Source organism: Bradyrhizobium sp., from assembly GCF_030693485.1.
GTDB lineage: Bacteria > Pseudomonadota > Alphaproteobacteria > Rhizobiales > Xanthobacteraceae > Bradyrhizobium.
Window position 1 is genome coordinate 19,271 of record NZ_JAUYAN010000301.1, and the last position, 12,947, is coordinate 32,217.

Sequence of the window (12,947 nt, forward strand, 5' to 3'; positions counted from 1 at the left end):
TGGCCGGTCATTAAGCCACTTCGCTATTCCCTGGCTATTCCGGGTCGAAACCCCCGCCGGGCCATGCTAAGGGCTGCGCCCTGACCTCTGGAACCCGGTTTCCAGCCAAAGTTTGGACTTCGCGATGACCATGACCGCCGCTCCCCGTGCGACCGGATCCGCCGCATGGGCGGACGCCCTGCTGTTGTCGTTCACGCAGGCCGGCTACCTGCAGGCCGAGCCGGATATCCTGCAGCCGGCCGAGCCGTTTCTGGATCTGTCGGGCGAGGACATCCGCAAGAGCCTCTATCTGACCACCGACCCCAGCGGCGAGGAACTGTGCCTCCGCCCCGACCTCACCATTCCGGTGGCGCGGGACTATCTCGCCTCGCCCGGCGCCGGCCGGCCCATGGGCTTCTGCTATCTCGGGCCGGTGTTTCGCTATCGCGGCGGCCAGCCGAGCGAATTCCAGCAGGCCGGCATCGAATCCTTCGGAAGGGCCGACCGCGCCGCGGCGGATGCCGAAATGCTGGCGCTGGCGCTGGAAGCGACCGCCGCCTTCGGGCTGAGCGATGTCGAGATTCGCACCGGCGACGTGGCGCTGTTCAACGCGCTGATCGAGGCCCTCGATCTCTATCCGGTATGGCGGCGGCGGCTGATCAAGGATTTCAACCGCAAGGTCAGCCTGACCGAAGATATCGAGCGGCTGACGCTCAAGACTGCGCCCGGCCGCAACGAATATGAAGGCGTGCTCGCAGCTTTGGCCGGCTCCGACCGCAAGGCGGCGCTGGCGCTGGTGACCGACCTGATGTCGATCGCCGGCACCACCAATGTCGGCGGCCGCTCCGTTGACGAGATCGCCGACCGCTTTCTGGAGCAATCGACCCTGAAGGGCGGCGCGCTGCCGCGCGACGCGCTCGGCACCATCAAGCGCTTTCTCGCGATCGCGGGCGATCCGCATGCGGCGATCGCGCAACTGCGCGCGCTCGCCGCCGACGCCAAACTCGATATCACCTCGGCGATCGACCAGTTCGAAAGCCGGGTCGGCTTCATGGCCGCGCGCGGCATCGACATCGCCAAAACCCGGTTCTCGACCTCGTTCGGACGCGGCCTCGACTATTACACCGGCTTCGAATTCGAACTGCACGACAAGAGCAACGGCACCGAGCCGCTGGTGGCGGGTGGACGCTATGACGGGCTGATGACCCAGCTTGGTTCGGCCGTGCCGATCCCGGCGGTCGGATTTTCGATCTGGGTTGAATCCCTGACGCAGGCGGGCCGCAAGCCCGCCGCGAGCGGGAGCGCAGCATGACCGCGCCATTCGTTCTCGCCGTTCCGTCAAAGGGCCGCCTGCAGGAACAGGCCGAAGCCTTCTTCACCCGCGCCGGATTGTCGCTGGCCAAGCCACGCGGCGCCCGCGACTATCGCGGCACCATCGCGGGCCTCGACAATGTCGAGATCGCCTATCTCTCGGCGAGCGAGATCGCCTCGCAGCTGGCGCGCGGCATGGTCCATCTCGGCGTGACGGGCGAAGACCTGGTGCGCGAGAGCATTGCCGACGCCGACAAGCGCGTCTTGCTGATCGACAATCTCGGCTTCGGCAGCGCCAACGTCGTGGTGGCGGTGCCGCAGGCCTGGATCGATGTCCGCACCATGGCCGACCTCGACGACGTCACGACAGGTTTTCGCGCCCAGCATAACCGGCGGATGCGGGTGGCGACCAAATACATCAACCTGACCCGGACCTTCTTTGCCGCGCATGGCGTGGTCGATTACCGCATCGTCGAGAGCGCCGGCGCGACCGAGGGCGCGCCGGCCGTCGGCACCGCCGAAATGATCGTCGATATCACCACGACAGGCGCCACGCTGGCCGCCAACGGCCTCAAGGTGCTCGACGACGGCGTGATCCTGCGCAGCCAGGCCAACCTCGTGGCGTCACGGGACGCCGACTGGTCGGACGCGAACCGCGAAACCGCGCGCGTCATCCTGGATCACATCGCGGCAAGGGCGAGGGCCAGCAAATACCGCGAAGTCCGCACCCGCTTTGCCGGCTGCGACGCCGCGCTGCTGGCGGAAGCCCATCATCGCTTCGGCGTGGTCTCGCCGTTCGGCGGCCCGACGTCGTCGGGGATGGTGACGCTGCACTGTCCGCCGGGGCAGCTTTACGCGCTCGGCAGTTTTCTTCGCGAGCGCGGCGCCGAGACGGTGTCGGTGGCCTCGCTCGACTATGTGCTCGACCGCGACAATCCGCTGTTCGCCAGGCTCGAGGCGTTTTTGCGGAGTTAGGGTTTTCACTCCCCTCCCTCCACGCGCCTTGCGCGTGGTGGGGAGGGGAGAAGAGCTCACTGGCTCTGACGGAAAGCGCTTACGCGCCTTTTGTTCATCGTAGCGACAGCTGGCAGCGAGTAGCATATGCTGTGTGTGGTAGGTTTGGACCTGATCGATGATGCTGGGTACCGACGTTTCTGATCTGTCGACCACCGCGGCCAACGCCGCGGCGCAGGGGCTGTCGATCGTCGTGCCCCTTTACAATGAGGCAGCCGGACTGCCCTTTCTGCACCAGCGGCTCGGCGCGCTGGCCAAGACGCTGCGGCAGCGCTACGGCCTCGGCTGCGAGGTCGTCTATGTCGATGACGGCAGTGCCGACAAAACGCTCGACATTGCGCGCGGACTTGGCACCGACGGGCTCGACGTTCAGGTGGTGTCGCTGTCGCGCAATTTCGGCAAGGAAGCCGCGCTGATGGCGGGGCTGGATTACGCCCGGCTCGGCGCGGTGCTGTTCATGGACGGCGACGGCCAGCATCCGCCGGCTCTGGTGGAGCAACTCGTCAACCACTGGATCGAGGGCGGCTTCGATGTGGTCTATACCGCCAAGGCGCATCGCGACAATGAATCGCGGATGCGACGCATCGCCGTGCACGGCTTCTACGCGCTGATCAATTGGGGCGCGCGGCAGAAGATCCCGGCGGATGCCGGCGATTTCCGCCTGCTGTCGCCGCGGGCCGCGGCCGCGCTGCGGCAGCTTCCGGAGCGCAATCGCTTTTTCAAGGGGCTGGCGAGCTGGATCGGCTTTCGCCAGATCCGCGTCGACTACGAACCGGCGGCCCGCGCCCATGGCGTCACCTCGTTCAGCCCCGGCCAGCTGGTCGGGCTTTCGATCGAAGGCCTGACATCCTTCTCGGTAGCGCCGCTGCGCCTGGCCAGCCTGCTCGGCGTCGTGCTCGCCACCATCGCCTTCCTGTTCGGTCTGACCATCCTGTGGGAAACCTGGATGAGCGGAAAGTCCGTCCCCGGCTATCCCTCGCTGGTGGTCGGCCTGATGACCATCGGCGGCGTGCAGCTCATCATGATCGGCATTGTCGGCGAATATATCGGCAAGATTCTTTCCGAATTGAAGGCGCGCCCGATCTATTTCGTGGCCGAGCACAGCGTGAAGCGGGGCGAGCAGGAGGCCAGCAGCGGCGCCAGCATCGAACGGACCGCCGCGGAATGACCGATGCCGCGCCGCCGCGCCGGATCTGGCTGTGCGCCGACGATTACGGCATCAGCCCCGGCGTCAACCGCGCGATCCGCGACCTAATCGAGCGCGGCCGCCTCAACGCCACCTCGGTGATGATGGTCGGGGGCGCGATCGGCCGCGACGAAGCCCGCGCGCTCGAGGCCGCCGCCGCCGGCAGTCCGCGCTGCGCCATCGGCCTGCACGTCACGCTGACGGCGCCCTTCAGTCCGCTGACGATGCACTTTCGGCCGCTCGACGGCGGCATGTTCCTGCCCTTCCCGAAACTGCTGCGCGCCGGCCTGCTGCGGCGGCTCGATCCCGAAATGGTCCATGCCGAACTGGTCGTGCAACTGGCGGCCTTCGGTGATTTGTTCGGCCGCGCGCCGGACTTTGTCGACGGTCATCAGCACGCGCAGCTGTTTCCGGGTGTGCGCGACGCCTTTCTGGCCGCGGTAAGGCAATCGGCGCCCGGCGCCTGGGTTCGCCAGGGCGGACGCAATTTGCCGTTGGCCCGGCGGCTCGGCGCGCCCAAGGCGCTGGTTCTCGACGTCCTCAGCGCGCAGTTTCGCCGCCGCGCCGCGCGCGCCGGTATCGCCTTCAATCCGGCGTTTGCCGGCGCCTATGATTTTTCGGCACAGCCGGATTTCGGGGTGCTGATGCGGCAATTCCTCAAGGCGCTGCCGGCGGATGGCCTCGTGATGTGTCACCCGGGCTTCGTCGACGACCTGCTCGTCAGCCTCGACCCGCTGACCGTGCAGCGCGAGCACGAGCACGCCTTTCTCGGCGGCGAGCAATTCCCGGAACTGCTGGCGGCGAATAGAGTTACACTGGGTTGAACGCCGTCAGGGCATTCGGCCGGACGCTTTGTCGCATACCGAAATTTAATGCGCCCGGGGACTACTTGCGACACAAACCACCCCTACATCTCCCCCGCGCCCCCGGCGCCAGGGAGAGACGACATGACACCGCAAGAACGCCAACTGGTTGACGATCTTTTCGACCGCCTCTCGAAGGTGGAGGGTGCGCCGCGCGATCCGGACGCAACGGGCGCGATCGCACAGGGCCTGCGCCAGGCGCCCAATGCCCTCTACGCGCTGGTGCAGACCGTGCTGCTTCAGGACGAAGCGCTGAAGCGCGCCCACAGCCGCATCCAGGAGCTGGAAGGCAAGGACGAACAACCCCAGACCGGCTTCCTCGATTCGATGCGCGAAACGATTTTCGGGCAAACGCCGCAGCGTGGCTCGGTACCGAATGTGCGGCCGCCGGAGCTTCCCGGCCGCCCGACATGGAACAGCGGCCAGGTCATGCAGCAGGCGCAGGCTCCCGGACAATACGGCCAGGCACCCTATGGCCAGCAGCCCAATGGTGGCCAGCAGGCGCCGATGGGCGGAGGCGGCGGCTCGTTTCTCGGCACCGCGGCCGCCGCGGCGGCCGGCATGGTCGGCGGCTCGCTGCTGCTCGGCAGCATCAGCTCGATGATGGGCGGCGGCGGCAAGCAGCAGAGCTTCGGCGATACCGCGAGCGCGGGCGACGGCGCGGGCCACCGCGGCAGTGTCGAAGACCGCAGGCCGTGGGCCGATCAGTCCGGCGGCGATCTGGCCAAGGAAGCCGGAATCAACGATATCGGTTCGTCTGGGCGCCACGCCAGCAATGGCGATGGCTCGTCGCGCAGCGGATTGTTCGATAGCGCGTCTGATGGCGACGATCACGACGACATGGATATGGATTCCGATGATTTCGGTGGCGACGGGGACAGCGACTAAGCCTCGTCAATTTCTGCCGGCACCAAAGCAAAACGGCCGCCCAACCGGGCGGCCGTTTTCGTTTTGAGCTGGGCAGCCAGATCAGATCACGACCACCCTGGCGCCGACCGTGACGCGGCCATAGAGGTCGATGACGTCCTCGTTGCGCATCCGGAAGCAGCCCGACGAGACGTTGGTGCCGATGGTCCAGGGTTCGTTCGAACCATGAATGCGGTAAAGCGACGATCCCAGATACATCGCGCGGGCGCCGAGCGGATTTTGCGGCCCGCCTTCCATGTGCCGCGGCAGATCCGGACGGCGCGCCAGCATTTCCGGCGGCGGCGTCCACGCCGGCCATTCCTTCTTCGCGGAAATCTGCTTGACGCCCGACCAGGTGAAACCGGGGCGGCCGACGCCGATGCCGTAGCGCAACGCCTTGCCGTCGCGCTGAACCAGGAACAGGAACTTGTTGGGCGTGTCGACGATGATCGTGCCGGCGCTTTCCTTGCCGTGATACTCGACCAGCTGCTTCTCGTATTTCGGATCGAACGCGGGACGCACCGGTTCGCTGACATCTTCCTGCCGGCGCATCGCCTGCTCCGCGCCCAGCGGCGCCAACAACGTGCGCCGGGGTTCGTAGGACGGCTGATAGCCGGGCTGCTGCTGGTAGCGGCCGCCCTGCGAAGCTCCGTCACTGAACAGGAATTCGATGAAGCCACCGCCCATGCCGGAGCGCTCGGCGGAAGCCAGTCGGACCGGCCGCGGCTCGGGCCGGTCGGCATGGATCACGGTGCGCTCAGCGGGTTGACCGGCTTCGATCGCCGCGGCCGGATTGACGCCGGCCAGCAAGGACGCGCCGGCAAGCAGCGCGAGAGACATATTTTTCAACATCGACGTACTCTGTACTGTTTCGTCACTGTTAAGTTCTGGGAGCGCGGATCAGCGCCGTTGCACCTCACCAATTAAAATCAAAACCGCCTCGGTTTGGTAAACGGAATCGCCGTTTCGATTCACCACGTCGCCAATCCCGTGCGGTTTTGGCGGGTAGCGTTTATTTTCAGTGAATGCAGGCGGTGCATGGTTAATCACTGGTGTGCGACGCGAGCGAAACACTTCACCAGCAGGTTCCGGCGTGAACCTGACGTTAAATAGCATCTGCCTAAAACATTACGAGTGCAGTCAGGGAAAATCCAATGCCGGTCAATCGCAGACGTTTTCGTATCGAACAAGCTTTCGTCGGCGACATGCCGATGCCCGCAGCGGCGGACGGCGAGGCCGGCCCGATGCATCGCGAGATCATGAACGAACTTCGGTCCATCCGCGCCCAGATGGCCGCCCCCGCCAACGGCGCGGCGACGAGCGCGGCTGTTGATCCGGCCGCCCAGCAGATTGCCGAGTCGCAGGCCCTGCTCGAGACCTATCGTGCCCAGATCGAGCAATGCGAAAAGCTCAAGGTCGAACTCGATCTGATCTACGACGCCATCAACCGCACCAAGCGCGAGATCGCGGTCCTGCACGGCAAGAGCTTCGACGGCAATGAAATGTCCAAGGCGAGCGGCGAGCTCGGCGCCGTGGTCGGCGGCACCGAGGAAGCGACCCAGCAAATTCTGGAAGCCGCCGAGGCGATCGATCAGGCCGCCAGCGCACTGGGCAAGGTGAACTCGCCGGACCAGCAGAAGGTCCTGAGCGAGGAAATCAGCGAGCGCGTGGTATCCATCTTCGAGGCCTGCAATTTCCAGGATCTGACCGGACAGCGCATCAGCAAGGTGATGAGCACGATGAAGTTCATCGAGAACCACATCACCGTCATGATGGACATCTGGGGCGGCGTCGATGCGATTCGGGCTCACGCGCCCCCCATCGTCGACGAACGGGAAGGCGACGCCAAGCTGCTGAACGGGCCGAAGCTGGACGGCGAAGCCGGTCATGCGTCGCAGAACGACATCGACGCCCTGTTCGACTGAACCCGCTCTTCACCAAACCAACGAAAACGCCGGCCCCGGGGCCGGCGTTTTTTATTCCGGGTGTCGTTCCGGGGCGGCGCGAAGCGTCGAACCCGGAATGCGTATCAGGCGCGCGGCGCGCAGCGGATATAGACCATGTTGCCGTAACGGACCGCGGCATCCTTGTCGACGAAACGGGTGACCAGCACGCGACCGTCGAACGAAACGATTTCGCGATCCTGCTCGCCGGGGGTCGGTCCGGCCGGACCGATGTAATTCTTGCCGCTCGGGCTGCCCTTGAGGCGCAGTTCCTGCGGGGTCGCCTGGTCGGCCAGATGCATGACGACGCCGCCGGAAGTGCCGGCGGTGATCACATAAGGCTGCTTGCACTGCCCGCGGGCGGCGGCTTCGGTGCGCGCGCGGTCATTGGGGTTCTGGTAGGAAGCGAGGCCCCAGCGGCCGACGATCTCGTCGGCGCGAATGCTGGCGGGCATATCCGGCGCCACCGCGGGCTCCGGAGGGGCCGAAGGCGCCGATGAGAATGACGGCAGGCTCATGCCGCCGCCGCACGCCCCCAGAAATATCGTCAGCGCCGAGGCAATCCCCAGATTGGCGACCGTCCGCACGCTACATGACCTGACCATGGTATTCCCCCGAACAAAATTCCTGGCCGCACCCGTTCCGCAGCCAAGCGCAAAACTCCTGTCGGAGCAATAACGTCCCATTAACTACGCCGCAGCCCCGATATGGTTTCCGGATCATCCTATATCAGCCTCACCAAGGCCTTAACCCCTTTGCTTGACAGGATCGGCGCCAAGCCATATTCCCGGGCGCACAATTGGCACTCAAGGACCACGATTGCCAGGGGTGCGAGCTGCCCTGCCCCAGCCGGTGCCGCACGCGCCCCCGTCTTCAGAGCCACTTTCGATGGCGAACCCAACCTGAAAACCGAGCCTCCAGAAGGAACCGTCATGGCTAAATCCAAATTTCGTCCACTGCATGACCGTGTCGTGGTCAAGCGCATCGACGCCGAAGAAAAGACCAAGGGCGGCATCATCATTCCCGACAGCGCCAAGGAAAAGCCCTCGCAGGGCGAAATCACCGCGGTCGGACCGGGTGGCCGCGACGAAGCCGGCAAGCTGATCCCGATCGACCTCAAGGTCGGCGACCGCGTGCTGTTCGGCAAATGGTCCGGCACCGAGGTCAAGCTCGACGGCGAGGAACTCCTGATCATGAAGGAGAGCGACATCATGGGCGTGCTGAGCTGACGGCACCCGATACAACCCGCCGCCCACTGGCCAGCGCGGGCGGGGCTTTTTCTTCCCTTCTCCCCTTGTGGGAGAGGAGAAGACGGCCCAGCGACCGACCGTTTCAAATCATTCCAGGAGTAAGTTCATATGGCTGCCAAGGACGTTAAATTTTCCGGAGACGCGCGCGATCGCATGCTGCGCGGCGTCGATATTCTGGCCAATGCGGTCAAGGTGACGCTCGGCCCCAAGGGCCGCAACGTCGTCCTTGAGAAGAGCTTCGGCGCACCGCGCATCACCAAGGACGGCGTCACCGTCGCCAAGGAAATCGAACTCGAGGACAAGTTCGAGAACATGGGCGCGCAGATGCTGCGCGAAGTCGCCTCCAAGACCAACGACACCGCGGGCGACGGCACCACCACGGCGACCGTGCTGGCGCAGGCGATCGTGCGGGAAGGCGCCAAATCGGTCGCCGCCGGCATGAACCCGATGGACCTGAAGCGCGGCATCGAGATTGCCGTGCATGCCGTGGTCAAGGACCTCGAAAAGCGCGCCAAGCCGGTCGCCTCGTCGTCCGAGGTGGCCCAGGTCGGCACCATCTCGTCCAACGGCGATGCCGCGATCGGCAAGATGATCGCCCAGGCGATGCAGAAGGTCGGCAATGAAGGCGTTATCACCGTCGAAGAGAACAAGTCGCTCGATACCGAAGTCGACATCGTCGAGGGCATGAAATTCGACCGCGGCTATCTCAGCCCCTATTTCGTCACCAACGCCGAGAAAATGACGGCCGAGCTTGAGGACGTCTACGTGCTGCTGCACGAGAAGAAGCTGTCCGGCCTGCAGTCGATGCTGCCGGTGCTGGAAGCCGTGGTGCAGTCGGGCCGTCCGCTGCTGATCATCGCCGAGGACGTCGAAGGCGAGGCGCTGGCCACCCTGGTGGTCAACCGCCTGCGCGGCGGCCTCAAGGTCGCCGCCGTCAAGGCGCCGGGCTTCGGCGATCGCCGCAAGGCGATGCTGGAAGATATCGCGATCCTGACCGGCGGCCAGCTGATCTCCGATGAACTCGGCATGAAGCTCGAAAGCGTCACGGTCAACATGCTCGGCCGCGCCGGCAAGGTGGTGATCGACAAGGAAAACACCACGATCGTCAAGGGCGCCGGCAAGAAGAAGGACATCGAGGCCCGTGTCAACCAGATCAAGGCGCAGATCGAGGAAACCACCTCGGACTACGACCGCGAGAAGCTGCAGGAGCGGCTTGCAAAACTCGCCGGCGGCGTCGCGGTGATCCGCGTCGGCGGCGCCACCGAGATCGAGGTCAAGGAGAAGAAGGACCGCGTCGAGGACGCCCTCAACGCGACCCGGGCTGCCGTGCAGGAAGGCATCGTGCCGGGCGGCGGCGTGGCGCTGCTGCGCGCCAAGAAGGCGGTCGGCCGTATCCACAACGACAATTCCGACGTGCAGGCCGGTATCAATATCGTGCTGAAGGCGCTGGAAGCTCCGGTCCGCCAGATCGCCGAAAACGCCGGCGTCGAAGGCTCGATCGTGGTCGGCAAGATCCTCGAAAACAAGTCGGAGACGTTCGGCTTCGATGCGCAGAACGAGGAATATGTCGACATGGTCGCCAAGGGCATCATCGACCCGGCCAAGGTGGTGCGCACCGCGCTGCAGGACGCAGCCTCGGTGGCCGCCCTGCTGGTGACGACCGAAGCCATGGTCGCCGAATTGCCGAAGGAACCGGCGCCGCCGATGCCCGGCGGCGGTGGCGGCGGCATGGGTGGCATGGGCGGCATGGGCTTCTAAGGCGCCGCCTGATCCATCTGTGCGAATGTTCCGCTCGAAAACGAACCCGCCACCAACAAAGTGGCGGGTTCTTCGTTCGCGGAATTTTCGGTGCCGCCACTTCCCGCCCCGGCAGCCAGGGCCTATATTCGCGGTGAACCTGGAGATTTCCCATGGCCGACGAAACTGTACCGATCACCGCCAGCTTGTCCAAGGAGCTGTTCGACGCGCTGGTCAGCTTGGCCAAACAGCGCGGGGTCTCCGCCAATACCGTCTTGCAGGATGCTATCGCGCGCGAAAAGTATCTGTCCGACAAGGAAGACAGCGGCGCCTCGATCCTGATCGAGGAAAAAGACAAGTCTTTCAAGAAACTGATCCGCAAATAGCTTCATGACAACGGTCCCTGGGGAGGCGCCGATGACTGACCCTGTGCCGCCTGCTGACCCTGCGAAGCCCAGAGACCTATCCACCCTCGGGGCTACAAGCGCGACCAGCGCGACCGCGACGCCCGGGGTCGCCAGCCAACTCATCGAGAAGAATTACGATCCGACGCTGGATCGCGAAACCATCCGGGGCAACATAGCGCTGGCACTGGTGAGTACCCTGGTCGGAGTTATCGCCATCGTCGTCTTGGCCGGCCTCGTCACGGCCATTGGTTGCTACAACCCAGCCACCGCCTGCACCCCCGCGACCATCAAACTGGAGACCATCCGCGCGGTGATCGAACTCGTCGTGCCGCCGCTTATCGGCCTGGTTGGAGCCGTAACCGGCTTCTATTTTGGCGAGAAATCTGTCTCGGCGAAGCCAGGCGGCTGATTTCGAACGAAATAATAATTCGGTCGCCAATCTTGACGGGTTCTGAGATGGTCGGCTGATCAACCTGCCCTTATCTGCCGTCGAATAACGAGGTCGTCAGCATGCGATTCTTTCTTTGTGCCGCCGTTGCGCTGTTGTCCTCGGCAGCGCTGGTGTCGCCCGCCGACGCGCAAGCGAAAAAGGACACCAAGGCCGCGCCTGGTGGCAGCGAGATCAGGTATTTCACCGCGATCGACGGCTTGATGGACGGCCAAGCCGACGTCGTGCTCAAGGAAACCCGCCAGGGCAAGACCGTCACCGCGGCCGTGCTCGATGTCTGCTATCCCGTCGACAAGAGCTCCGACCGCAAGGACCGCTTCGTCGCCACCCTCTCGGTCAACGGCCAGACCCTGAGCGGCACCACGCAGAGCCTCGGCGAAAAACAACCGGTCACGGTCAAACTGCTGCGCAAGCCGACCGGCGACAGCTTCGAATTCCGCGGCCAGATCAGCGTCGGCCAGGCGGTGACGGAAGTGACCTCGACGGATAATTCCGACCTCTCCGAAAAGGAATTCCAGGAGAACCAGACCACCGACGACGGCATCACGGAGAGCCCGAAGGATTTTACCGAAGTGTCGCCGGAATCGATTGGCGTGCGGGTCAAACTGGACGCCGCGCTGGACTTCCTGAAAGGCCTGAAGGGGCAGGATCTCGAGGTTTTACTCAGCAGCCTCAGCGTCTCCTGCGACGCGATGCGCGCCGGTCATCAGACCATCCATATCAATATCGATCCGGAAAGGTCAGCCGCGCTGGTTGCGAAAGCCAAATCGTCTCCCGGCGTGATCGCCGCCGGCTGGACCGGCGGCATCGTGGAAATGGATCGCACGATCCGTTTCGCCGCCGCCGACTGGCGCGATGGCGACAAGCTCAGCAGGGACAAACTGGCGGCGGCGATTTCCGGAGTGCTGGCCAGGACGCTGGCGGCGAAAGCCTCGGCATCGGCTTGGGAAACCAGTACCGGAAAGCTCAAGGTCACGTTGAAGCGGCCGAGCCAGATATTCCCAGCGCTTGGCCTTACCGAAACGATCGAGGTCATCGCGATGGTGTCGCCGGACAAGCCCGGAGCGAGCGACCGGCTGATGCTGTGGATCGGCAGCCCGGCCATTTCGACGGCGGACGAAACGTCAGGTCCCAGGCTCAATCTGGCAGAGGAGTCCAGCCTCGACGAGGAAGGCGAGTTGAAGGACGACAACGGCTCGGTCGATGCGCTGGCAAAGGAATTCAAGGGCCAGCGCTGGGACGGCGACAAGAACGCCTGGAAATAGAACGGTTCTTGCGGGTGCCGCAGAGCTCCGCAAACGCACCCTTTCCGTGCATCCGTGCATTTGACATGCCGCACCGCAGCGGCAATGACACGTTGATATCTGCACGAGAAGCTTCAGGGAATTGATGGCGCGCTGTGACGTAGTGGTGATCGGCGCCGGCCTCGGAGGCTTGACGGGCCCGGTGCGATCCTGGCGCGCGCCGGACGCAAGGTGCTGGTGATCGAGCGCAGCAACTCGGTGGGGGGAGCGGCGTCGAGCTACAAGTCCGACGACCTGTTCATCGAAGGCTCGCTGCAGGAAACCAGCGACCCTCACCACCCCAATGATCCCAAACACGATGCGCTGACGCCCGCGCGGGCGTGATCGACGGTCAAGTGGATTGCGGCCGGCTCACTGTACGAGGCGCGCGGCGGCCCACTCGAGACGCCGTTCGTGATGCCGGATAATTTCGACGCGGCGCGGCAGGCGCTGTCGGAGCGCTTCCCGCAATCCCGCGCCGGGATCCATCAATTGCTCGACGAGATGGCGCAGATCGCAGCGGCCGCGGGCTCGCTCGCGCACGGCGGCCAGGACCGCCCCTGATCAGTTCGCCGGACTGGCCGCTGTCGCTGTCGCAAAAACTCGATGCCGTGTTCGGC

At 64.7% G+C, this 12,947-nt stretch carries 13 protein-coding genes and 1 pseudogene; 12 read left to right on the forward strand and 2 right to left on the reverse strand.

The window, feature by feature from the left end:
- Positions 1-124 precede the first annotated feature (124 nt).
- The 5 genes from Q8N40_RS22000 (at position 125) to Q8N40_RS22020 (ending at position 5,241) form a co-directional block, all read left to right on the forward strand.
- Complete coding sequence (locus Q8N40_RS22000; RefSeq protein ID WP_305713296.1) at positions 125-1,291, forward strand: ATP phosphoribosyltransferase regulatory subunit; 1,167 nt, start codon at positions 125-127, stop codon at positions 1,289-1,291.
- Complete coding sequence (hisG, locus tag Q8N40_RS22005) at positions 1,288-2,265, forward strand: ATP phosphoribosyltransferase (protein WP_305713297.1); 978 nt, start codon at positions 1,288-1,290, stop codon at positions 2,263-2,265. Before Q8N40_RS22000 ends, hisG begins: the two co-directional genes overlap by 4 nt.
- Before the next feature lie 157 nt (positions 2,266-2,422).
- The gene (locus Q8N40_RS22010) at positions 2,423-3,472 is read left to right on the forward strand and encodes a glycosyltransferase family 2 protein (protein ID WP_305713298.1); all 1,050 of its coding nucleotides are present in this window, start codon (positions 2,423-2,425) and stop codon (positions 3,470-3,472) included.
- Positions 3,469-4,314, forward strand: a complete 846-nt coding sequence (locus tag Q8N40_RS22015; protein WP_305713299.1) for a ChbG/HpnK family deacetylase — start codon at positions 3,469-3,471, stop codon at positions 4,312-4,314. The genes Q8N40_RS22010 and Q8N40_RS22015 overlap by 4 nt, the downstream gene beginning before the upstream one ends.
- A 123-nt stretch (positions 4,315-4,437) precedes the next feature.
- Entirely contained in the window at positions 4,438-5,241 is an 804-nt protein-coding gene (locus Q8N40_RS22020) for a DUF2076 domain-containing protein (RefSeq protein ID WP_305319061.1), read from the forward strand.
- An 81-nt stretch (positions 5,242-5,322) separates the two neighbouring features.
- Here Q8N40_RS22020 and Q8N40_RS22025 read toward each other — a convergent pair whose 3' ends face one another.
- Positions 5,323-6,111 carry a L,D-transpeptidase gene (locus tag Q8N40_RS22025; protein ID WP_305713300.1) on the reverse strand — a complete coding sequence of 263 codons (789 nt, stop codon included), beginning with the start codon at positions 6,109-6,111 and terminating at the stop codon, positions 5,323-5,325.
- Between the two features lie 302 nt (positions 6,112-6,413).
- Between Q8N40_RS22025 and Q8N40_RS22030 the strand changes: the two genes are divergently transcribed.
- The gene (locus Q8N40_RS22030; protein WP_305321025.1) at positions 6,414-7,184 is read left to right on the forward strand and encodes a protein phosphatase CheZ; all 771 of its coding nucleotides are present in this window, start codon (positions 6,414-6,416) and stop codon (positions 7,182-7,184) included.
- Positions 7,185-7,288: 104 nt separating this feature from the next.
- On the opposite strand, the gene Q8N40_RS22035 is transcribed toward Q8N40_RS22030, so the two are convergent.
- Positions 7,289-7,807 (reverse strand): hypothetical protein, encoded by a 519-nt coding sequence (locus tag Q8N40_RS22035; RefSeq protein WP_305713301.1) that lies wholly within the window; start codon positions 7,805-7,807, stop codon positions 7,289-7,291.
- 327 nt (positions 7,808-8,134) lie between these two features.
- Here Q8N40_RS22035 and groES point away from each other — a divergent pair, with 327 nt between their 5' ends.
- The 6 genes and pseudogenes from groES to Q8N40_RS22065 form a co-directional block, all read left to right on the forward strand.
- A complete protein-coding gene (groES, locus tag Q8N40_RS22040; RefSeq protein WP_247517682.1) occupies positions 8,135-8,431 on the forward strand; it encodes a co-chaperone GroES in 297 nt (98 codons plus the stop codon).
- Between the two features lie 129 nt (positions 8,432-8,560).
- The gene (groL, locus tag Q8N40_RS22045) at positions 8,561-10,210 is read left to right on the forward strand and encodes a chaperonin GroEL (RefSeq protein WP_305713302.1); all 1,650 of its coding nucleotides are present in this window, start codon (positions 8,561-8,563) and stop codon (positions 10,208-10,210) included.
- 152 nt (positions 10,211-10,362) lie between these two features.
- Entirely contained in the window at positions 10,363-10,575 is a 213-nt protein-coding gene (locus tag Q8N40_RS22050) for a hypothetical protein (protein WP_305322676.1), read from the forward strand.
- Between the two features lie 31 nt (positions 10,576-10,606).
- Positions 10,607-11,005, forward strand: coding sequence for a hypothetical protein (locus Q8N40_RS22055; RefSeq protein WP_305322677.1), 399 nt, complete (start codon positions 10,607-10,609; stop codon positions 11,003-11,005).
- Between the two features lie 101 nt (positions 11,006-11,106).
- Positions 11,107-12,309, forward strand: a complete 1,203-nt coding sequence (locus Q8N40_RS22060) for a hypothetical protein (RefSeq protein WP_305322678.1) — start codon at positions 11,107-11,109, stop codon at positions 12,307-12,309.
- Between the two features lie 124 nt (positions 12,310-12,433).
- A pseudogene (locus Q8N40_RS22065) lies at positions 12,434-12,947 on the forward strand (NAD(P)-binding protein); the annotation flags it as partial.

Excerpts from the sequence above, each read along its gene's own strand:
- Q8N40_RS22000 (WP_305713296.1), top strand. The coding sequence starts at position 125 with ATGACCATGACCGCCGCTCCCCGTGCGACCGGATCCGCCGCATGGGCG.
- groES (WP_247517682.1), top strand. The coding sequence starts at position 8,135 with ATGGCTAAATCCAAATTTCGTCCACTGCATGACCGTGTCGTGGTCAAG.
- Q8N40_RS22050 (WP_305322676.1), top strand. The coding sequence starts at position 10,363 with ATGGCCGACGAAACTGTACCGATCACCGCCAGCTTGTCCAAGGAGCTG.
- Q8N40_RS22010 (WP_305713298.1), top strand. The coding sequence starts at position 2,423 with ATGATGCTGGGTACCGACGTTTCTGATCTGTCGACCACCGCGGCCAAC.
- Q8N40_RS22025 (WP_305713300.1), bottom strand. The coding sequence starts at position 6,111 with ATGTTGAAAAATATGTCTCTCGCGCTGCTTGCCGGCGCGTCCTTGCTG.
- Q8N40_RS22060 (WP_305322678.1), top strand. The coding sequence starts at position 11,107 with ATGCGATTCTTTCTTTGTGCCGCCGTTGCGCTGTTGTCCTCGGCAGCG.
- Q8N40_RS22030 (WP_305321025.1), top strand. The coding sequence starts at position 6,414 with ATGCCGGTCAATCGCAGACGTTTTCGTATCGAACAAGCTTTCGTCGGC.
- hisG (WP_305713297.1), top strand. The coding sequence starts at position 1,288 with ATGACCGCGCCATTCGTTCTCGCCGTTCCGTCAAAGGGCCGCCTGCAG.
- groL (WP_305713302.1), top strand. The coding sequence starts at position 8,561 with ATGGCTGCCAAGGACGTTAAATTTTCCGGAGACGCGCGCGATCGCATG.
- Q8N40_RS22035 (WP_305713301.1), bottom strand. The coding sequence starts at position 7,807 with ATGGTCAGGTCATGTAGCGTGCGGACGGTCGCCAATCTGGGGATTGCC.
- Q8N40_RS22015 (WP_305713299.1), top strand. The coding sequence starts at position 3,469 with ATGACCGATGCCGCGCCGCCGCGCCGGATCTGGCTGTGCGCCGACGAT.
- Q8N40_RS22020 (WP_305319061.1), top strand. The coding sequence starts at position 4,438 with ATGACACCGCAAGAACGCCAACTGGTTGACGATCTTTTCGACCGCCTC.
- Q8N40_RS22055 (WP_305322677.1), top strand. The coding sequence starts at position 10,607 with ATGACTGACCCTGTGCCGCCTGCTGACCCTGCGAAGCCCAGAGACCTA.